Genomic DNA, 19,431 nt, shown 5'->3' on the forward strand with positions numbered 1-19,431 from the left:
ACAGCCTCTGCTTAATTATTGTATGAAATGTCTTGATCCTGCTGACCTTGACAGCGTTCGAAAAAGCTCTGCGTTAATTCATTCGGAACCAGTACCTGCGTTTTGAATAAATGCTTTAAAGCATCCATCATCTGTTTTCCGATTCCTTGATGGCGATGAGAAGGATTCACACTGATATGCCGGATTTCAACCTCGGAATCCTTTTTTTCAACTCCGATTGCTCCGACGATATCCTCGTCCTCTTTCCAAAGAAAGAGCTGGCGGTCTGTATCCGTTTCGTAGTCCTTAATTGTCTGCTGAAGCTGCTTAAGATCTTTTTCATTCGGCATAAATGAAAGAAGTCCCATCGCAATCTTTTCAAACGATTTTTTATAACGAATTAACATAAAAACCCCTCTATATCCTAATGTCCAGTTCTATCAAACGGAAAAGTATAGGTGATCCGTTTTCTCACATTATATCATTTTCGCCATATTTTTAAACTGTTTTCAGCAAATTATTCAAATGAACGGTTTAAATTTGCCATTTCTATGGCAGAAACAGCACAATCTACACCCTTGTTGCCCGCTTTTGTTCCAGCCCGTTCAATGGCCTGCTCAATGTTTTCCGTAGTGACAATTCCAAAGATCACTGGTACGCCTGTTGTGTTCGCTGCTTGCGCGATGCCTTTTGCAGCTTCGTTGCAGACATAATCATAATGAGTCGTTGCGCCTCTGATGACAGTGCCGAGTGTAATAATGGCGTCATATTTTTTTGTTTCCGCCATTTTTTTAGCAGCGAAAGGAATTTCAAATGCGCCCGGAACCCAAGCCACATCAATATCGTTTGTATCCACGCCGTGTCTGAGCAATGCATCTTCTGCCCCGCTCAGCAGCTTACTTGTAATAAAATCATTAAATCTACCTACGACGATTCCGATTTTAAGACCTGTACCAACTAAATTTCCTTGTATGATATTCATATGATTCCCATCCTTTTTTGTGATTTTTGTTATTAGAAATGAAGTAAATGACCTAGTTTGTTCATCTTTGTTTGCAAATATTTTTTGTTGTGCTCTTTGGCCTCCATTTGAAGCGGCACTCTTTCTGTAATGCTGAGTCCATAGCCTTCAAGTCCGGCAATTTTCCGCGGATTATTCGTCAAAAGCTTCATATTCCGCACGCCGAGATCGCGTAAAATTTGAGCACCAATGCCGTAATTGCGCAAATCAGGCAAAAAGCCGAGCGCCTCATTAGCTTCTACAGTGTCATATCCTTCTTCCTGAAGCTTATAGGCTTTTAACTTATTGATCAGACCGATGCCCCGGCCTTCTTGGCGGAGATACAAAAGCACTCCCCGGCCTTCTGCGGCAATTTGCGTTAGCGCGGCGTGAAGCTGCGGGCCGCAGTCACAGCGATGAGACCCAAACACATCACCTGTGAGACACTCTGAATGAACCCGGACCAATACTGGTTCTTCATTAAACGGCACATCTCCCATCACAAATGCGACATGCTCTTTTCCGTCGATCTCATTTGTGTATCCGTACACCTTAAATGTGCCAAAATCAGTCGGCAAGGTAATATCGACTTCCCGCTCTACAAGTGTTGTCAAGTTGTAGCGGTACTCAATTAAATCTTTAATGGTGATCATTTTTAATTGATGCTTTTTCGCAATTTCTATCAGCTCAGGTACTCTTGCCATCGTTCCGTCTTCATTCATAATTTCGCAAATGACGCCTGCTCCCTGAGAACCGCAAGCTTCAGCAAGATCGACTGCCGCTTCTGTATGGCCCGCTCTTTTCAGAACACCTCCCTTTTTCGCAATCAGGGGAAAAATGTGCCCCGGACGCTGAAAATCTGCCGGCACTGAACCGCTGTCCAGCAAAGCTTTGACAGTAAATGATCTTTCCTGTGCGCTGATTCCCGTTTTTGTCTTACGGTGGTCAATGCTTACTGTAAAAGCAGTGTGGTGGGAATCTGTATTGTGCTCAACCATAGGATGAAGATCGAGCCTGTCAGCGATTTCCTCACTGAGAGGCGTGCAAATCAGCCCTCTTCCGTGCGTCGCCATAAAGTTAATCACTTCAGGAGTCGCATGCTCCGCAAGAGCCACAAAGTCTCCTTCATTTTCTCTGTCTTCATCATCAACAACAATGATGACTTCGCCTTTTTTTAAAGCGTCTAATGCCTCTTCTATCGGATGAAACATGCTAATCTTCCTCTCTAAAAGCCGTTTTCGCTTAAGAAGGCTTTTGTTATGGTTTGTTGGTTCTTATTTTCATTGGCTTTATGCAAAAATCGATACATATATTTTCCGATCATATCGCATTCGATATTCACTTTGGAGCCGATCGTCTTTTCGGAAAAAATCGTTTCGCTGATGGTGTGCGGTATTAAAGAAATAGTCACCGTATCATCTGTCAGCCCGAAAATGGTTAAGCTCACGCCGTCAACTGTAATAGATCCCTTTAGAACCAACGTTTTTGTTAATGACGGATCCATTTTCAAATCATAGTAAACTGCGTTGCTTTTTTCTTCAATACGTGTGATTTCTGCGGTACCGTCAACATGTCCTGAAACGAAATGGCCTCCGAATCGCCCGTTTGCCGCCATCGCTCTTTCCAAATTCACTTTGCTGCCTTTTGATAAATCGTTCAGCGACGTTGCTTTGACTGTTTCAGGCATGACATCAACAGTGAATTGGGTTTTCGTGAAATCAGTAACAGTCAGACAAATGCCATTCACTGCAATGCTGTCGCCCAAGTGAACATCCTCTAATATTTTTGAGCATTTAATTGTTAAGGCCATAGAAGAGCCTGCTTTTTTCATGGATTCGATTGTGCCTGTTTCTTCTATAATTCCTGTAAACATGGTCACCATCCTACTCGTTTTTCGGTTTTGCCGTCAGTTTGATATCACGGCCAATTTGGGTTATATCTGTGAATTGTAATAAGGGGACATCTTTCATTGATTGAAAACCTTCACCGGAGATTAAGCTGGGAGCAAGCGTCCCTCCGATTAATTTAGGGGCAAAATAGAAGATGATTTCTTGAAAACAACCTGCTTTGACGAAGCTTCCGTGAACAGCTGACCCGCCTTCCACATACACCGACATGATGCCTTCTTCTGCAAGGATTTTCAGCACATCGGGAATTTGTATACGATCTGTTTGCAGAGTAAATATTTTCACTCCACAAGCGGAAAACCGTTTTTTCTTGTCCTCATCAGCATGTGTTGTTGTGAAAATCCAAGTCGGCGCTGCCTGATCGCAAATCACATTGGCGTCATCGGGAATCGAAAGTTCGTTATCAAGTATCACCCTCACCGGCTGTTTTGAAACATCCGGCAGCCTGCAGGTTAAGCTTGGATTGTCAGCTTTCACAGTGCCTGCTCCGACCAAAATGCTTTGATGTGATTTCCTGTATTGCTGAGCATCCTGTCTTGCAGCTTCTGATGTGATCCATTTGCTGTCACCCGTACTGGTCGCTGTCTTTCCGTCTAGGCTTGCGGCAGCTTTTAATGTGACGTAAGGGAGGCCTGTCCTCATAAAATGCAGAAATTTTTCATTCAGCTGTTCCGCCTGATCTGCCAGAATGCCTTCCTTTACTTCGATGCCGGCTTCTTCTATCATGCTGATTCCCCGTCCGGCCACAAGCGGGTTAGGATCTCTCATTGCAACAAATACTCTCTTTATCCCGGACTTGATAATCAGTTCGGCACAAGGCGGTGTTTTTCCGTAATGGCTGCATGGTTCAAGGGTGACATAAATATCAGCGCCTTTTGCATGTGCGCCTGCCATATGGATAGCATGGACTTCTGCATGAGCTTCGCCGTATTTTAAATGGGCGCCCATCCCGACAATCTGTCCGTCTTTCACCACAACAGCGCCCACGAGCGGATTTGATTCGGTCTGTCCTTCACCCTGCTTCGCAAGATCTAACGCCAGTTTCATATAATACTCTTCCATCTGTTTCCCTCCCTTCTTTATTCATTTACCGTCAAAAAAGCCCCGAATTTAAGAAAAATTCGGGGCTTTAGGTATTTTACGCAATAGGAAATAACACTATGCATGTTGATACATTTTGCATAGCGGTTCTTCATCCTTCTCCCATCCAGACTTTCACTGTCGGCTTCAGCTTAAACTGAATCCACCGCGTACATATGCACACGGGTCACGGGCTCTAAAGCGCATGTCGCTTTACTACCGCCGGTCGGGATTTCCACCCTGCCCCGAAGGATACAATCTTTATTCATTTGTCCTTAATGGCTATTATAGCGGTCCTTTCTTAAGTACGCAATGAAATAAACTTACAATTTGAGAAATCGAAAAAAACACCCATCGTTCGAAAGGTGTTTTTTTAGTTAATCATTTATTTTTGCAACCTTAATTAAACCGTCGATCCGTTTTGATTTGCTGAAGTACGCCTTGATCTTATCGCCTTCTTTTATATCAGACAAATCTTGATTTAATTTTTTTCCGTTGAAGATGATCTTCGTGCCGTTATCTGCTTCTCCATGATATTCTGTTCCGTCAATTTTTGTCACTTTATATTCTTGGATTGTATACTCTTCTTCTTCGGAGGACAAGGTTTGTCCAATCGCTGTCGGAACGTCCTTCAGTTCCACACCATTTATGTACATATAACCCCCTGCAAGTAAAACCAGAAGTACTAACAGAATGGTAATCTTGGTTTTTATTCTTCCCATTTTTAAAAAACCTCCAGCCAATATGAATCTATTCATTCATATGAGTTATTCCTTTTTTTCATGAATAAAAAACCGTAAATTCTCGTAAATTATTAATATAACGATGCATAACGGGAATATGTTTCACATTTCTTCAAAAATTTCTTTTCTATAGATATACGAATTTACGTTCTGGTTTTAGGGGATGCATGAGAAAAAGAATAAAAAAGCAGTTCCTTTTCAGGAAACTGCTTATACTTAGTTGGTTTTACGAATGTCGTTAAATGGGAAGAAAACAAACTTTGACGTACCCGCAATTTGTTTTTTCGTAAAGAGTCCAAGCCCGTTTCGGCTGTCCATTGAATTTCGGCGGTTATCCCCCATAACAAAATACTTGTTATCAGGCACTTTGATCGGGCCGAAATCATCAGTTAGATGGTTAAAACCTTTATTTTTGGCTTGCTTTTTATTTGCCTTCAAATAAGGCTCAGCCACTTTTTTCCCATTGATATAAAGCTGGTCGTTTTTCATTTCGACTGTGTCTCCGGGCAGGCCGATCAGCCGCTTGACATAGTGAACATCATCCCCGTTTAGCACGATGATATCCCCTCTCTTAAACTCGCCTATGTACTTAACTGTCATATTGACAAATACCCTTTCATGGTCATGAAGGGTAGGCTCCATGGACTCACCATCAACGACATACGGCGCAAAAATAAAATTGCGGATGAGTAATGCCAGAACAACTGCGATAATAATCGCTTTGGCCCATTCAAATATTGATTTTTTCCTAGAAACGTTTTCCGATTTCAACTGATTTCCTCCAATAAACAACGGTCTTCAATTTATGTTATCACGAATCGATAAGAAATCCCATTAGGACCATTGAAGCGAATTTTCACATCTATTCATTCTCCTGCCAAAATCAATTTGTTCCCATTTCCTTATGAAATCGGAAGAAGAATCAATCAGCCTCCAAAGAACAAATCCAATATATTGCCGGCAGTTGAAGTTTCTTTATTATAAAACTCCGAATATCCGCATTTCTTGCAGTAGACGACGAGAAAACGGTTATGCTGCACATCAAACAACTTTGACAATCCGGTTCCGGTTGTGGCAATTTCTTTTTGGCCAGCTTCAGTGCTTCCGCATTTTATACAGCCCTTGTTGTTCATCAAACGTAGCCCCTTTTCAAAAAAATAACATTGATATTATTTCATTTTACTACAAGTGCCTTTTGGGATGAAACATGTCAACTTTAAAATTTGTTTAAATTTTTCCCATGGGTGGTATCTGACGACAAGGAATGCTCTGCCTATTTGAGCGTATCAAAATCAGTGTTTTGGTGATGAACACAGTTATGATTTACAATCAATCGAAACATAGCTATAGGATTCAACTCGAATCTCTCAATGCCTTCTATATCTACCTGGTAATCCCGAAATCCTTGAAAACGTCTGTTTGTTTCCTGTCACAACCAGATCAGGCTGTAAGCGAAAAGAAAAAGCTCCCTCATATCGGGGAGCTTGCTGTCTGCCTATTAGCCTTCTACGCGAACTTCTTTCATCACGTCACCGTTAGACATGTTTTTCGCGAATTCTAAACCGCTTGTTACTTTGCCGAATACAGTGTGAACACCGTTTAAATGAGGCTGCGGCTCATGGACGATGAAAAATTGGCTGCCGCCAGTATCTTTTCCTGCGTGTGCCATAGAGAGTGCGCCCGCTTCATGTGTGTGCGGGTTTCCTTCTGTTTCACATTTGATTGTGTATCCGGGACCGCCTGTGCCAGTACCGTGCGGGCATCCGCCTTGGCTGACGAAGCCTGGAATGACTCGGTGGAATGTAAGGCCATCGTAAAATCCTTCGTTTGCAAGCTTTTCAAAGTTTGCAACTGTACCCGGTGCTGCTTCCGGATAAAGTTCAAATTCAATTTTGTTGCCGTCTTCTAATAAAAAGTAACCTGTTTTCAATTGTATGCCCACTTTCTTTATTTTAATTTTCAAAGGAGAGATTTATGTATCATCTATTATGGCTTGTCTCTCCTTGTCGCGGCTATTATACCACACCTTTTTTGGGAAAACGACTCTCCCGGCTTTTCTCCAAAATAAAAATGAAACCTGAACCTCTCTATTTCCGTCTAACCTATCGGAACTGTATTTTTCATCATGATTCAGGTCCTCGCAAAGCAGCTTTTAACTGCTGCTTGTGAAATGAAGGAGGTCAACTGCTTTGAAAAAAATATGGATTGGAATGCTGGCAGCGGCCGTTTTGCTGCTGACGATTCCGAAAGTCAGTCTCGCGGATGCCGCAGTCGGAGATGTCATCGTGACACTTGGCGCAAATTTGTCAGAATCAGATAAGCAAAAAGTGCTTGATGAAATGAATGTCCCGGATAATGCCACAACCGTAACCGTGACCAATAAGGAAGAACACGAATATTTAGGAAAATATATACCGAGCGCGCAAATTGGCTCAAGAGCGATTTCGTCATCGTCTATTACCATTGCCAAAAAAGGCTCTGGATTGAATGTTGAGACACATAATATCAGCGGCATTACGGATGAAATGTACCTCAATGCCTTGATGACAGCCGGCGTTAAGGACGCGAAGGTTTATGTTACCGCTCCGTTTGAAGTGTCCGGTACTGCGGCTTTGACAGGCTTGATTAAAGCATATGAAGTTTCTTCTGACGAAGCGATTTCTGAAGACGTTAAGCAAGTCGCCAACCAAGAGCTTGTGACGACCTCAGAGCTTGGTGACAAGATCGGTGACGAAAATGCGGCTGCGCTGATTGCAAAAATAAAAGAAGAGTTTGCTAAAAACGGTGTGCCTGACAATAAAGCCGATATTGAGAAAAAAGTAGATGATGCGGCTTCCGATTTAAACGTCACACTGACAGACAGCCAAAAGGATCAGCTTGTATCCTTGTTCAATAAAATGAAAAATGTTGATATCGACTGGGGACAGGTCGGTGACCAGCTTGATAAAGCGAAAGATAAAATTAGTAAATTTTTAGACTCGGATGAAGGCAAGAACTTTATCCAGAAAGTCATTGATTTCTTCGTTTCCATCTGGAATGCGATTGTTTCTATATTCAAATAAAAAAAGCGCCGAATTTCCGGCGCTTTTTTTATTGCTTCACACTCGTTTTAAATGGCAGATCCAGTTTCACAACATCCTCGTACGTTTCTCGTTTTACGACTAAATGTGCCTCTCCGTTTTCTACAAATACAACGGCCGGCCTTGGAATTCTATTATAATTATTGGCCATGCTGTAGCCATACGCACCTGTACAAAAAACAGCCAGCAGATCTCCTTCTTTTACTTCCGGCAGGTCAATATCCCAAATGAGCATATCTCCGCTTTCACAGCATTTGCCGGCAATCGATACCGTTTTATCGTGCGCTTCTCCGATACGGTTAGCTGTAACGGCTTCATATTTTGCCTGATAAAGAGCCGGACGGATATTGTCGTTCATTCCTCCGTCAACAGCCACATACTGCCGGACACCAGGCACTTCTTTTTGGGAACCGACTGTATAAAGTGTTGTCCCTGCGTCTCCTACAAGTGAGCGGCCCGGTTCGATCCAAATTTCTGGTATGTCAAATCCATAGCGGGCTGCATTAGTTTTGACAGCATCGATAATCTTCTCTACATATTCAGTGGCATGAAGCGGTTCATCTTCTTCCGTGTAACGAATGCCAAAACCGCCCCCAAGGTTCAGTACCTTTGAAACAAATGAGTAAGTTTCTCTCCATTCATCAAGTTTTTTGAAGATTTTTTCTGCCGCTAGCACGAAACCGGCTGTATCAAAAATTTGTGAACCGATATGGCAATGAACCCCCAGCAGCTGAATGTGTTCTGACTGTAAAACCTGTTCAATCGCCTGTTCAGTTTGTCCGTTATGAAGGTCAAAACCAAACTTTGAATCTTCCTGTCCCGTTGTAATGTAGTCATGCGTATGTGCTTCTACCCCGGGGGTGATCCGCAGGAGAACATCGCTTGAGTAGCCAGTTTCTTTGCACAGGTCTTCAAGAAGCGAGATTTCATAGAAATTATCAACCACAATGCAGCCGATACGGTGTTCAAGTGCCATTCGCAGTTCTTCCCTGCTTTTGTTATTTCCGTGGAAGTGGATGCGCTCCGCCGGGAATCCCGCTACAACAGCTGTGTAAAGTTCTCCTCCAGACACGACATCTAAGGACAGCCCTTCTTCCTCAGCAAGCTGAATCATCGCAACAGAAGAGAATGCCTTGCTCGCATACGCGACCTGCGCTGTCAGACCTGCAGTTGTAAATGCCTGCTTAAAGCTTTTAGCACGCTCACGTATTAAAGCCACATCATATACGTAAAGAGGCGTGCCGTATGTTTCAGCTAAATAGAGAGCGTCTACACCTCCGATTTCCAAATGCCCATGTTGATTTTGTCTGCTAGTGCCGTGTAAGAACAATGTCATTCCCTCTTTCTCCGCTTATGGGTGAAAAGGACAGTTTTATGGACTGTCCTTTCATAATTAAGACATACATTATCATACTCTTCAGTCAGTTTCAATGCGATTATGAATTAGTAGGCTGCCTTAAGCGATTTCTTGGGTGAACAATGCTTGGTCTTACATTCGCACCAGGTTTCGCCGTGCGAATCAGCACCTGCCACAGCGCCTTTCCGTTAAACGGAATGAGCGGCCATAAGTATGGAGTTTGAAGGGATTTTATGCTGGCCATGGCAATAATTAGCACAGTAAATCCTATAACGAGCCCTTTTACATGAAAGAGCGCCACTAATATCATAAGTGTAAGACGGGCCATTTTATTTGCCAGGCTTAATTCATAGCTTGGCGTTGTAAAGGTTCCGATAGCGGCAAGCGAGACATACAGTATGACTTCAGGAGAGAACAGCCCCACATCTATGGCAATTTGCCCGATTAGAACTGCGGCAATTAATCCCATTGCGGTAGATAAAGCGGTCGGTGTGTGAATAGCCGCCATTCTGAGAAACTCAATTCCTAAATCAGCTAAGAAAATCTGCAGAATGATCGGGATGTGCATATCTTTATTCAACCCGATAAATTTTAGATTCTCTGGCAGCAGATCCGGTTGAAGAACAAAAAGGAACCAGATGGGAAGAAATAAAGTAGAAGCAAGAATGCCGAAAAATCGCACCCATCTTAAGAAGGTTCCCACAGAAGGAGCCTGTCTGTATTCTTCAGCATGCTGAACATGATGGAATAAGGTTGTCGGCGTTATAATCACACTCGGCGATGTATCTACTATAATCACGACATGGCCTTCAAGTACATGATTGGCCGCCACATCGGGCCTTTCTGTATAACGGACGAGCGGAAACGGGTTGTAGCTTTGTTTGATAATAAACTCTTCGACTGTTTTGTCTGCCATTGTTAATCCGTCTACATCAATGGCGGCAATTTCTTTTTCCACGATATCAACCAGATCCGGATCTGCAATGTCTTCTATATAACAAATGCTCAGATCCGTTTTTGAACGCTCGCCAACCTTTGTCATTTTGACACGAAGGCGTTCGTCCCTGATCCGTCTTCTGAGAAGCGCTGTATTGACGACGATGTTTTCAACAAATCCGTCTCTGGCCCCCCTGACGACCTTTTCCGTATCCGGTTCTTCCGGATTTCTTCCCGGATAGCTTCTGACATCGATGATAAAAGCAAATCCTGCATCTTCGACAATGACTGCGACTAACCCGGACAGCACTTGGTCGGTGGTTTCATCCAGCGTTTTTACTTTTTCGACCTGAGCGTTGAGCAGCCTGTTTTCAACGATATCGACCAGCTCTTCAGGGTCCTCTTTTCCTGTCCGGTTGTTAATCGCAACAAGCTCTCTCATTAAGTGAATGATAAAGGCAGTGTCACATAATCCATTCAAATAGTACAGCTGAACTTCTCTGTCTAAAATGGTAAGCTTGCGGACACCTACATCATAGCTGATCCCCATTCCGACGCGATTTTTAAAATAAGCTTCATTTTTGTCCGGATTCCGATAAACCCGGATTTTCTCTTCCTTTTTGTCCGGCATGATACCCGCTCCTTTCTAAAATAAACTCGACCGCTTTCATGGTGATTGGCGAACCTTTCGAGATATCGTCTTTCCTGCCCATTTTGCCAATATCCCCGATACCGACGATAAGCGGCAGATCAAGTTTATCAAGGCAATAAACCGTATCTCCGTTCATTCTGTGTTCATCAAATTCCCTCTCTCCGATTTTATCCACGCCGTATTCTGTTATCTCTCCATTGCGGTCAATGCTTACGTCAACCCTAGTCCACTCAGCTTGATGGGTTTTAGACGCTACCGCAATCACACCGAGCACTTCAATTGCCGGATGGGTGGCCACATAGGTCAGAGCGGTTTCTCCCGGTCCCTCTCCTTGAAGGCCGGAGTCGTCAAACATGACAAATACAGGGTCATACGGCGCTGATGTAATCAGCCTGACAAGCTCGGCACCGCTGCGGGTGGAGGGATTGCCTTTTGATTGAGAAATACATCTCCCTCCAACTCTTCTTGCGGCGTATTCAATTGTTTTAGCGGCATACACATCTCCGTCTGTTACCAGAATGACCTTGCGTTTTGTCGTCATCTCGGCATTATCCTTTCGGTTTAAAAATAACAGCAACGATAAAGGCGAATAGAATGGCTGCTGAGATACCGGCAGATGTCAGCTCGAATATCCCCATACCGATTCCGATAAATCCATGTATATGTGCCTGGTGCATGGCACCGTGCAGGAGGCTGTGGCCAAAGCTGACAATCGGAACCGTGGCGCCTCCTCCAGCAAACTCAATAAATTTATCGTAAATGCCAAAACCATCTAAAATCGCCCCGATGACGACAAAGGATGTCATAACATGGGCAGGCGTCAATTTAAATATGTCCAGCAACAGCTGCCCGACAATACAAATAGCGCCTCCGCAAACAAAAGCCAAAAGATAGTCCACTTAAGATGCACCTCCTGCACGTTCAAATACAACCCCGTGTGCGATGGTCGGAATGGTTTGTTTTTGCTGGATCATGGTCGGGCTTAACAGCGCCCCGGTTGCTACTACGAAAACACGGTTTAATTTTCCTTCTTGCAGCTGCTTGAAAATATGTGAGTAGGTTACAACTGCGGAACAAGCGCAGCCGCTTCCTCCTGCAAACACCTGCTGGTCCGGTGTATAAATTAGAAGCCCGCAATCATCATGTTTAGTGCCGACCGGATATCCCTCTTCTTTCAAGATATCTTTCACAATAGGAGATCCGACGCCGGAAAGGTCTCCCGTCAGGATAAGATCGTAGTCGTCTGCTGTGCGGTTCATGTCTTGAAAGTGCTGTTTAATGGTATCAGCAGCAGCAGGAGCCATGGCTGATCCCATATCAAACGGGTCGGTAATTCCTAAGTCAGCCACCTTCCCTATAGTTGCACTTGTAATTTGAATATCACTTGGTGTTTGACTGATGACAACCGCACCGCTCCCAGTTACAGTAGATGTCGCAGTATCCGGTTTTTGCCCGCCGTATTCCGTCGGATAGCGGAACTGTCTTTCGGCCGTGGCATTGTGACTGCTCGTAGCAGCAATCGCCCGATTTGCAAATCCGCCGTCGACTAAGGCAGATGCAACAGCAACTGTTTCCATTGATGTTGAGCATGCGCCAAACATGCAAAGAAACGGGATTTTCAGATGCCTTGCCACATAGTTGGCTGTTACATTTTGATTCAACAGATCGCCTGCAAGCAAAAGATCAATATCATCTTTTTTCAAATTGTTTTTTTGCAGCGCCGTATTAATGGCGTCCTCCATTAGCTGCCTTTCAGCCATTTCCCAGCTTTTTTGATTACAGTGCATGTCGTCATAGGTTTTATCATATAAAGACCCGAGCGGACCGTCTTTTTCCTTAGGCCCTACTGCTGTTCCCGCTGCATTGACAAATAAGGGATGCTCAAACACCCAGGTTTGCTTTCCTGTTAATTTCATTTCTTTCTCCTCCTATGACATCAGTTTCTCAAAAGCAAACCGAATCATTCCGACGATGTAAGCAGCCACAACACCAAATACGATGACGTTTCCCGCCAGTTTAAACATGTTTGTCGCTACTCCCAATACTAAACCTTCGCTTTTATACTCAAGAGCCGCACTTGCCATACTGTTGGCAAAGCCGGTGACAGGTACAGCTGATCCTGCGCCTGCAAACTGGCCAATTCTGTCATAAATACCCAATCCGGTAAGCAATGCTGACAATAGAATCAGCGTCGCTGCAGTAGGGTTTCCTGCCGTTTTTTCGTTAAAATTAAAAAAATGGATATAAAAATTCTGCAGACCTTGCCCGATCATGCAGATCAAACCGCCTACAAGAAAGGCTTTTACACAGTTCCATACGTAAGGCGGCTTTGGCTGATATGTTTTTACTTTTGATTTGTAGTTTTCTTTTATGTTTGTCATATTGAAACCTCCTTATGGATGATGAATAAAATACAGCCAATGAAATAAAGATCCCGCGATTTTCCCAATGACAATGGCCATTAATAGAATAATGATTTTACTTCTGAGGCCGATTCGTTTAGCCAAGATCGGCAGGACATTTAACACTTCTGTCAGCGCGGCTGCAAGCATTCCGACAAATACTCCGGCCAACAGCCCGACCGGTACGGCAAGCCATTTTGATAAAAAGAGATGGTGCATATGCAGTGTTTCCCATCCCCCGCAAACCGCACCGAAAATAACAGCCGCTTCATAAGCTTGAACAAATCTCATCGTTTTGGTGAGCTGCATCAGACGCGGAATGATTCCCATCACGGTTAAAAAAGCCACGAAACCAGCCCCGACCGTGATGCCCCCGCCGAGCCCGACAAAAATGATGAACAATACACTAACGATCATGCAGGTCCTTTATTGTTTCTTCATTTTCATGCATGGCCACATATTGATCGAGATCAAGCTGATAGTTAAACATTTCAACCTCCAGCGGGCTGGGCTCTTCATTAAGGCGCTTTTTAAAAATGTGGTTAAAAAACACAATCATCCCCAGTCCCAAACCGATGCTGTAAGGGATTTGAAGTAAATATGGATAGTCATTCCGCTCTCCGGTTATGATTTCATATAGCGCAATATGAACATCCCCCATGCTGACATCCTCATGGAAATTCATGATGGCTAGGCACGATCCGATAAACAGCAGCAGCCAGACACCAATAAAAAGAACAGTTGATATGTGCCGTTTCTGATATTGAATTTCAACAATGGTTTCAGCTCCGCCCACAGTTTGAACATCAAGTGTGGGATCCTGCTGATAAATGGCTTTGAGCACTTTTATGATATCCAGAATTACGATATTTTTATCTTTTTCGCTCACCTGATAAAGCGGCATAGCCGAGAGTTTCTTTTTCAGCTGATGCTGCCCTTCTATTTGCGCGGCATCCCCGACCGTTATGATATCCCCCGGATGTGCCAAAACTCGGTGGCGAAGCCTGATAAATAGTCGTCGTTCCATCATTGATCACCATCTTTCGGTGGTTATATATGTAGTATGTGGTTCGATTTTGTTCTCATTCATCCGCTTGAAAAGACCATAAATTACCACACTTTCGCAAAACAAAAAGCCAGCCTGCAGTGACAGACTAGCTTTCCGTATGATCCATTTGAACCTTGATCTGCTTTAATATTTTCTTTTCAAGCCTGGATACCTGCACCTGGGATATCCCCAGCCGCTCAGCAACTTCTGACTGCGTCTGATCTTTATAATACCGAAGATAGACGATTAATTTTTCTCTTTCTTCTAAATCGCTTATGGCCTCTTTCAGCGCAATTTTGTCAAACCATTTCTCTTCTGAGTGATCAGCGATTTGGTCAAGAAGGGTAATTGGATCTCCGTCATTTTCATAAACTGTCTCATGAATCGAAGACGGGGCTCTTACTGCCTCTTGGGCAAGCACGACATCTTCAGCTTCAATTTCCAAATGTTCGGCGATTTCCTGTACGGTCGGCACCCTGCCCAGTGTTTTTGAAAGTTCATCTTTCGCTCGGCGGATTTTGTTGCCAAGCTCTTTTAATGATCTTGACACCTTGACAGTTCCGTCATCACGGATAAAACGCTGGATTTCGCCGATAATCATCGGCACTGCATATGTCGAGAACCGCACATCATAGGTTAAATCAAATTTATCAACAGATTTTAACAGCCCGATGCAGCCAATCTGAAAGAGGTCATCAGGCTCATATCCTCTGTTTAAAAACCGCTGTACGACAGACCAAACAAGACGCATGTTTTTTTCTATGAGGAGGTCTCTTGCCTGCTGGTCGCCATCTTGGCTCTGTTTGATTAATTCTTTTACTTCATGGTCCTTCAGCTGAGCGTTCTTACCGTTTTTCTTAACCTCCACATCCATAACAAATCTCCTTAATTACAAAGCGCTTTGCTTTTTGATAAGTGCTTTGTTAAGCGAATCGTCGTCCCCATTTCGGGTGATGAATCGATACTGACATCATCCATGAAGTTTTCCATAATGGTAAAGCCCATTCCAGAACGCTCCAGCTCAGGCTTTGTCGTGAATAAAGGCTGGCGGGCTTCTTCCAGATCTGTAATGCCGAGCCCTTCATCACGGATGGTCATATATACGACATGATCTTCCAGCGTCACCGAAATATATACTTTTCCATCGCCATTTTCTTCATAGCCATGGATGATGGCGTTCGTCACCGCTTCTGACACCACAGTTTTGATCTCAGTGAGTTCATCCATGGTCGGGTCAAGCTGCGCAATAAATGAAGCAACTGTCACACGTGCAAACGATTCATTTTGGCTGAGGGCGGAAAATTCAAGGTGCATTTCATTTTTCATGATGCCACCCCCAGTGTGAGCAGTGCCTGCTGCTCAGATTGTTCAAAGCGAATAATTTTAAACAGGCCAGACATATCAAACAGCCGTTTCACTGCCGGAGAGATGGCGCAAACGACCATTTCCCCGCCAATTTGCTTAATTTGTTTGTATCTGCCTAAAATAACGCCAAGCCCCGAACTGTCCATAAAGGAAAGGTCCTCCAGATTCAGCACGATATGACGAATATCATCCTTTTCCAATGATTCCGTTACTTTTTGTTTCAGCGTTTCAGCCGTATGGTGATCGAGTTCGCCTGTTAATCGAATACAAAGCACTGATTCTTTGACATGCATGTCAATTCCAAGGCTCATGCTCATTCCTCCTTGATATGATCGGATAATGAGTGTTTCGATTTCGGGGGAATGAATTCCTTCACCGTGACAAAACTAGTGATCATTCGGCATAATTACTTAAATTTTGTCCAATCTCCCATCGCCCTTTTTAAAAACGTTAAGTATCCGGCTTTTTCCATATCATCTTTAGCAACGACAGGACTTTCTGCAAGCACTTTTCCGTCCTTTTTCAGCACCAGCGTGCCAAGCTCTTGGCCTTTTTGAACCGGAGCGCTTACATTGTTGTTCATTTTAATTTCTTTTTTCACATGTTTCATATCCTCGCCTTTTTTCGTCAATACGGAAATCGGCTCAGAAGTGGTGAGTTCTATCACTTTTTGTTTCCCTTTTTTGACCTTTGCTTTTGCTACCGTTTCATTTCGCTTGTATAAAGGATGTGTCTCATATTGGCTAAAAGCATAATCAAGCATCTTTGTGACTTGCGCATTTCTTTCCTTAGGCGTGCTTGCCCCGAATACAACGGCAATCGCCCGCATGTTCCCTTTTTTAGCCGAAGCAGTCAGGCAGTATTTCGCTTCTCCTGTATAGCCAGTTTTTACGCCGTCTACACCAGGATAAAATTTGATAAGCCGATTAGTATTCACTAACCAAAACTTTTTATCTGTGTTTTCACGTAAATAATCCTCATACGTACCTGTGAACTTGGTGATTGATTCATATTTCAATAATTCCTTAGCCATAATTGCCATGTCATAAGCCGAGCTGTAATGTCCTTCCTCGGTCAAGCCGGTCGGGTTTTTAAAGGATGTATCTTTTAATTCCAGCTCTTTCGCTTTTTTGTTCATTTTTTTCACAAATTCATCCTCGGAGCCTGAAATAAATTCTGCCATTGCTACAGATGCGTCATTTCCAGATGCGATCGCAATTCCCTTAAGCATTTCTTTAACGGTCATTTCTTCCCCGGGTTCAAGAAAAATCTGTGATCCGCCCATTGAAGCCGCATGTTCGCTCGTACGGACCTTATCACTCATTTTGATTTTTCCTTCGTCTAAGGCTTCCATGATTAAAAGCATCGTCATAATTTTTGTCATACTTGCAGGCGCCAGTCTCTCGCGGCTGTTCTTGTTGTAAAGCACTTTGCCAGTATCACGTTCTATCAGCACCGCAGACTTGGCTTCATGAGCAAGCTCCGATGTATGTTTTCCGTCTTGTTTTGCAAATGCGGACGGTGCAAATGTAAGCAGCATCATACCAATCAACAAAGTGGATAAAAGACGTTTCATCTCAAAAGCCCTCCATTTCATAATCCTTTTTATTTTTTCCAAGCTGAATGGTTTTATACACCACTGTTGGAAAATGTTTCGGGACTTTTTCGACATAAAAAAAACAGCTGTTTCAATTAGAAACAGCTGTCTTCTTATCTTTTCCGGATTCCATTTTTATTCGTACTTAGCAATTACCGCTTTCACAAGCTGCAAGAATCCGGCTTTCACCTTTTCTGTCACTTCCATGACTTCATCGTGAGATAAAGGCTGATCCAAAATTCCGGCTGCTGCGTTTGAAATGCAGGAAATGCCGAGTACACGGAGACCCGCATGGTTTGCCACAATTACTTCCGGTACGGTAGACATGCCGACTGCATCAGAGCCCATCGTTCTTAAAAAGCGCACTTCTGCCGGTGTTTCGTAGGAAGGACCTGTCACAGCAGTATACACACCTTTTTGAATTGGAATGTTAAGGTCTTTCGCCATTTTTTCAGCCAGGCTGGAAAGACCTTTATCATAGGCTGACGACATATCAGGAAATCTGGCGCCGAAATCTGCTTCGTTTGGCCCGATTAGTGGGTTTGTCCCCATAAAGTTGATGTGGTCTGTAATGATCATTAAGTCTCCCGCACGGAACTCAGTGTTTACGCCCCCTGCCGCATTTGTCACGATCAAAGCCTCGACACCAAGCGCTTTCATGACGCGAACAGGAAAAGTGACTTTTTCCATTGAATAGCCTTCATAGAAATGAAAGCGGCCCTGCATGGCGATGACACTAACTCCCTCAAGTGTGCCAAGCACTAGCTGTCCTGCGTGTCCCTCAACCGTTGATACCGGGAATTCCGGGATATCCTCATATTTTAACTTAACAGGATTTTCGATTTCATCAGCCAAAATACCAAGACCTGAGCCTAGAATAAGGCCGATCTTTGGTGATTCAGGCAAGTTTTGCTTAATAAAAGCGGCTGCGCGTTCGATTCTGTCTTTCAAGAAACAGTCCCCCTATTGTAATAAAGATAAAAAGCTTTTGCCATATTTCGGTTTTTTCGTTTGGAAATTATCCGCGATGGTTGCGCCGATATCAGCAAATGTATCTGCAAGCGGCAGCATTTGCGCTTTCTTATGTTTTTTGCTGTATGCAAGAATCGGCACATACTCGCGTGTATGGTCTGTTCCGTGATGAATCGGATCATTGCCGTGGTCGGCTGTAATGATTAACAGATCATCTTCTTTCATTTTTTCTAATACTTCCGGAAGACGAGCATCAAATTCTTCAAGCGCGCGTCCGTAGCCTTCCGGATCACGGCGATGGCCGTATAAGGCGTCAAAATCAACAAGGTTTGCAAAGCTCAGACCCGTAAAGTTTTCTCCGAGCGTGTCAACCACTTTGTCCATTCCGTCCATATTGGATACCGTTCTGCGGGAAGACGTAATTCCTTCACCATCATAAATATCAGAGATTTTTCCGATTGAAATGACATCTAAGCCGCTGTCTTTCAATTCATTCATCACAGTGCGGTCAAACGGCTTAAGCGCATAGTCGTGGCGGTTTGGCGTCCGTTTGAAATGTCCCGGCTCGCCGACGAACGGCCGTGCGATTATGCGGCCTACCATATATTTCGGATCAAGTGTCAGCTCTCTCGCCGTTTCACAAATGCTGTAGAGTTCTTCAAGCGGAACGACTTCTTCGTGAGCGGCAATTTGCAGTACAGAGTCAGCTGAAGTGTACACAATTAATGCGCCTGTCTCCATATGCTCTTCACCGAGTTCATCCAAAATAGCTGTGCCAGAAGCCGGCTTGTTTCCGATAATTTTGCGGCCCGACCTTTTTTCCAGCTCCTGAAGCAGCTCATCAGGAAAGCCTCCCGGGAACACTTTAAACGGTTTATCAATGTATAAGCCCATGATCTCCCAATGGCCTGTCATTGTATCTTTGCCGTTTGACGCTTCTTGCATTTTTCCATAGTACGCGAGCGGCTGTTCTGATTTTTCAACGCCCTTGATATCACCAATAAGACCAAGGCCGAGTTTTGCCATATTCGGCATATGTAGTCCGTTCATGTGCTCAGCAATATGCCCGAGCGTATTGGCGCCTACGTCATTAAAGTCGGCGGCATCTGGCGCTTCGCCAATTCCGACTGAATCCATTACGATTAAAAACACACGATTATATTTGTATGCAGGCATCCTAAAAGCCTCCTTTTTTCTATACGTCTATTGTATCTCCTAGAGGTCTGACAACTCAAGTATAAACCGTTTTCATTCCCGTTGACAATGCATTTGAAAATAATGAGAAACTTCATTATTTTCTGTCGGTCCTAAAG

At 43.7% G+C, this 19,431-nt stretch carries 24 protein-coding genes and 1 riboswitch; of the genes, 1 reads left to right on the forward strand and 23 read right to left on the reverse strand.

Annotated elements, in window-relative coordinates; all coding sequences use genetic code 11:
- Positions 1-11: 11 nt before the first annotated feature.
- The 9 genes from ribT to HC660_RS11580 all read right to left on the reverse strand — a co-directional run bounded on the left by ribT (position 12) and on the right by HC660_RS11580 (position 6,639).
- The gene (gene ribT / locus HC660_RS11540; RefSeq protein ID WP_003223910.1) at positions 12-386 is read right to left on the reverse strand and encodes a GNAT family N-acetyltransferase RibT; all 375 of its coding nucleotides are present in this window, start codon (positions 384-386) and stop codon (positions 12-14) included.
- A gap of 110 nt (positions 387-496) precedes the next feature.
- Entirely contained in the window at positions 497-961 is a 465-nt protein-coding gene (gene ribH, locus HC660_RS11545) for a 6,7-dimethyl-8-ribityllumazine synthase (RefSeq protein WP_003223915.1), read from the reverse strand.
- A gap of 32 nt (positions 962-993) precedes the next feature.
- Complete coding sequence (locus HC660_RS11550) at positions 994-2,190, reverse strand: bifunctional 3,4-dihydroxy-2-butanone-4-phosphate synthase/GTP cyclohydrolase II (RefSeq protein ID WP_168748151.1); 1,197 nt, start codon at positions 2,188-2,190, stop codon at positions 994-996.
- Positions 2,191-2,204: 14 nt separating this feature from the next.
- Positions 2,205-2,852, reverse strand: coding sequence for a riboflavin synthase subunit alpha (ribE, locus tag HC660_RS11555; protein ID WP_168748152.1), 648 nt, complete (start codon positions 2,850-2,852; stop codon positions 2,205-2,207).
- A gap of 10 nt (positions 2,853-2,862) precedes the next feature.
- Positions 2,863-3,948: a bifunctional diaminohydroxyphosphoribosylaminopyrimidine deaminase/5-amino-6-(5-phosphoribosylamino)uracil reductase RibD gene (ribD, locus tag HC660_RS11560; RefSeq protein WP_168748153.1), complete on the reverse strand. Its 1,086-nt coding sequence runs from the start codon at positions 3,946-3,948 to the stop codon at positions 2,863-2,865.
- Between the two features lie 129 nt (positions 3,949-4,077).
- Positions 4,078-4,223: riboswitch (FMN riboswitch) on the reverse strand.
- Positions 4,224-4,343: 120 nt separating this feature from the next.
- Positions 4,344-4,688, reverse strand: coding sequence for a hypothetical protein (locus HC660_RS11565; protein ID WP_168748154.1), 345 nt, complete (start codon positions 4,686-4,688; stop codon positions 4,344-4,346).
- A gap of 237 nt (positions 4,689-4,925) precedes the next feature.
- Positions 4,926-5,480, reverse strand: coding sequence for a signal peptidase I sipS (gene sipS, locus HC660_RS11570; protein WP_168748155.1), 555 nt, complete (start codon positions 5,478-5,480; stop codon positions 4,926-4,928).
- 155 nt (positions 5,481-5,635) lie between these two features.
- Complete coding sequence (locus HC660_RS11575) at positions 5,636-5,842, reverse strand: zinc ribbon domain-containing protein (protein WP_010334793.1); 207 nt, start codon at positions 5,840-5,842, stop codon at positions 5,636-5,638.
- 365 nt (positions 5,843-6,207) lie between these two features.
- Positions 6,208-6,639: a peptidylprolyl isomerase gene (locus HC660_RS11580; protein ID WP_003223931.1), complete on the reverse strand. Its 432-nt coding sequence runs from the start codon at positions 6,637-6,639 to the stop codon at positions 6,208-6,210.
- 259 nt (positions 6,640-6,898) lie between these two features.
- Between HC660_RS11580 and HC660_RS11585 the strand changes: the two genes are divergently transcribed.
- The gene (locus HC660_RS11585; RefSeq protein ID WP_059336647.1) at positions 6,899-7,771 is read left to right on the forward strand and encodes a DUF1002 domain-containing protein; all 873 of its coding nucleotides are present in this window, start codon (positions 6,899-6,901) and stop codon (positions 7,769-7,771) included.
- Between the two features lie 28 nt (positions 7,772-7,799).
- Here the strand turns inward: HC660_RS11585 and lysA are convergent, their stop codons facing one another.
- From lysA to deoB, 14 genes are all read right to left on the reverse strand, one after another.
- Positions 7,800-9,119, reverse strand: coding sequence for a diaminopimelate decarboxylase (gene lysA / locus HC660_RS11590; RefSeq protein ID WP_168749463.1), 1,320 nt, complete (start codon positions 9,117-9,119; stop codon positions 7,800-7,802).
- A 106-nt stretch (positions 9,120-9,225) separates the two neighbouring features.
- Positions 9,226-10,713, reverse strand: a complete 1,488-nt coding sequence (spoVAF, locus tag HC660_RS11595; protein ID WP_168748156.1) for a spore germination protein SpoVAF — start codon at positions 10,711-10,713, stop codon at positions 9,226-9,228.
- Positions 10,658-11,275 (reverse strand): stage V sporulation protein SpoVABEA, encoded by a 618-nt coding sequence (gene spoVAEA, locus HC660_RS11600; protein WP_010334797.1) that lies wholly within the window; start codon positions 11,273-11,275, stop codon positions 10,658-10,660. Before spoVAEA ends, spoVAF begins: the two co-directional genes overlap by 56 nt.
- 7 nt (positions 11,276-11,282) lie before the next feature.
- Complete coding sequence (gene spoVAE / locus HC660_RS11605) at positions 11,283-11,633, reverse strand: stage V sporulation protein AE (RefSeq protein WP_003230467.1); 351 nt, start codon at positions 11,631-11,633, stop codon at positions 11,283-11,285.
- Entirely contained in the window at positions 11,634-12,650 is a 1,017-nt protein-coding gene (gene spoVAD, locus HC660_RS11610; RefSeq protein ID WP_168748157.1) for a stage V sporulation protein AD, read from the reverse strand.
- A gap of 12 nt (positions 12,651-12,662) precedes the next feature.
- Positions 12,663-13,115 carry a stage V sporulation protein AC gene (gene spoVAC / locus HC660_RS11615; protein WP_010334799.1) on the reverse strand — a complete coding sequence of 151 codons (453 nt, stop codon included), beginning with the start codon at positions 13,113-13,115 and terminating at the stop codon, positions 12,663-12,665.
- 12 nt (positions 13,116-13,127) lie between these two features.
- Positions 13,128-13,553 carry a stage V sporulation protein SpoVAB gene (gene spoVAB, locus HC660_RS11620; RefSeq protein WP_168748158.1) on the reverse strand — a complete coding sequence of 142 codons (426 nt, stop codon included), beginning with the start codon at positions 13,551-13,553 and terminating at the stop codon, positions 13,128-13,130.
- On the reverse strand, positions 13,543-14,163 hold the full coding sequence (gene spoVAA / locus HC660_RS11625; RefSeq protein ID WP_044154790.1) for a stage V sporulation protein SpoVAA: 621 nt from the start codon (positions 14,161-14,163) through the stop codon (positions 13,543-13,545). The genes spoVAB and spoVAA overlap by 11 nt, the downstream gene beginning before the upstream one ends.
- A 127-nt stretch (positions 14,164-14,290) precedes the next feature.
- Positions 14,291-15,058 (reverse strand): RNA polymerase sporulation sigma factor SigF, encoded by a 768-nt coding sequence (gene sigF, locus HC660_RS11630; protein ID WP_010334802.1) that lies wholly within the window; start codon positions 15,056-15,058, stop codon positions 14,291-14,293.
- Positions 15,059-15,069: 11 nt separating this feature from the next.
- A complete protein-coding gene (gene spoIIAB, locus HC660_RS11635; RefSeq protein ID WP_010334803.1) occupies positions 15,070-15,510 on the reverse strand; it encodes an anti-sigma F factor in 441 nt (146 codons plus the stop codon).
- Entirely contained in the window at positions 15,507-15,860 is a 354-nt protein-coding gene (gene spoIIAA / locus HC660_RS11640; RefSeq protein WP_010334804.1) for an anti-sigma F factor antagonist, read from the reverse strand. Before spoIIAA ends, spoIIAB begins: the two co-directional genes overlap by 4 nt.
- Positions 15,861-15,955: 95 nt before the next feature.
- Positions 15,956-17,125, reverse strand: coding sequence for a D-alanyl-D-alanine carboxypeptidase family protein (locus HC660_RS11645; protein WP_010334805.1), 1,170 nt, complete (start codon positions 17,123-17,125; stop codon positions 15,956-15,958).
- A 156-nt stretch (positions 17,126-17,281) separates the two neighbouring features.
- Complete coding sequence (locus HC660_RS11650) at positions 17,282-18,097, reverse strand: purine nucleoside phosphorylase I, inosine and guanosine-specific (RefSeq protein WP_168748159.1); 816 nt, start codon at positions 18,095-18,097, stop codon at positions 17,282-17,284.
- Positions 18,098-18,109: 12 nt separating this feature from the next.
- Entirely contained in the window at positions 18,110-19,294 is a 1,185-nt protein-coding gene (gene deoB, locus HC660_RS11655; protein ID WP_168748160.1) for a phosphopentomutase, read from the reverse strand.
- Positions 19,295-19,431 lie beyond the last annotated feature (137 nt).

Source organism: Bacillus mojavensis (genome assembly GCF_012648005.1).
Taxonomy (GTDB): domain Bacteria; phylum Bacillota; class Bacilli; order Bacillales; family Bacillaceae; genus Bacillus; species Bacillus mojavensis.

Coding starts and splice junctions, on each gene's coding strand:
- ribT (WP_003223910.1), bottom strand. CDS start 386: ATGTTAATTCGTTATAAAAAATCGTTTGAAAAGATTGCGATGGGACTT.
- ribH (WP_003223915.1), bottom strand. CDS start 961: ATGAATATCATACAAGGAAATTTAGTTGGTACAGGTCTTAAAATCGGA.
- HC660_RS11550 (WP_168748151.1), bottom strand. CDS start 2,190: ATGTTTCATCCGATAGAAGAGGCATTAGACGCTTTAAAAAAAGGCGAA.
- ribE (WP_168748152.1), bottom strand. CDS start 2,852: ATGTTTACAGGAATTATAGAAGAAACAGGCACAATCGAATCCATGAAA.
- ribD (WP_168748153.1), bottom strand. CDS start 3,948: ATGGAAGAGTATTATATGAAACTGGCGTTAGATCTTGCGAAGCAGGGT.
- HC660_RS11565 (WP_168748154.1), bottom strand. CDS start 4,688: ATGGGAAGAATAAAAACCAAGATTACCATTCTGTTAGTACTTCTGGTT.
- HC660_RS11575 (WP_010334793.1), bottom strand. CDS start 5,842: ATGAACAACAAGGGCTGTATAAAATGCGGAAGCACTGAAGCTGGCCAA.
- spoVAF (WP_168748156.1), bottom strand. CDS start 10,713: ATGCCGGACAAAAAGGAAGAGAAAATCCGGGTTTATCGGAATCCGGAC.
- spoVAEA (WP_010334797.1), bottom strand. CDS start 11,275: ATGACGACAAAACGCAAGGTCATTCTGGTAACAGACGGAGATGTGTAT.
- spoVAD (WP_168748157.1), bottom strand. CDS start 12,650: ATGAAATTAACAGGAAAGCAAACCTGGGTGTTTGAGCATCCCTTATTT.
- spoVAC (WP_010334799.1), bottom strand. CDS start 13,115: ATGACAAACATAAAAGAAAACTACAAATCAAAAGTAAAAACATATCAG.
- spoVAB (WP_168748158.1), bottom strand. CDS start 13,553: ATGATCGTTAGTGTATTGTTCATCATTTTTGTCGGGCTCGGCGGGGGC.
- spoVAA (WP_044154790.1), bottom strand. CDS start 14,163: ATGGAACGACGACTATTTATCAGGCTTCGCCACCGAGTTTTGGCACAT.
- sigF (WP_010334802.1), bottom strand. CDS start 15,058: ATGGATGTGGAGGTTAAGAAAAACGGTAAGAACGCTCAGCTGAAGGAC.
- spoIIAB (WP_010334803.1), bottom strand. CDS start 15,510: ATGAAAAATGAAATGCACCTTGAATTTTCCGCCCTCAGCCAAAATGAA.
- spoIIAA (WP_010334804.1), bottom strand. CDS start 15,860: ATGAGCCTTGGAATTGACATGCATGTCAAAGAATCAGTGCTTTGTATT.
- HC660_RS11645 (WP_010334805.1), bottom strand. CDS start 17,125: ATGAAACGTCTTTTATCCACTTTGTTGATTGGTATGATGCTGCTTACA.
- deoB (WP_168748160.1), bottom strand. CDS start 19,294: ATGCCTGCATACAAATATAATCGTGTGTTTTTAATCGTAATGGATTCA.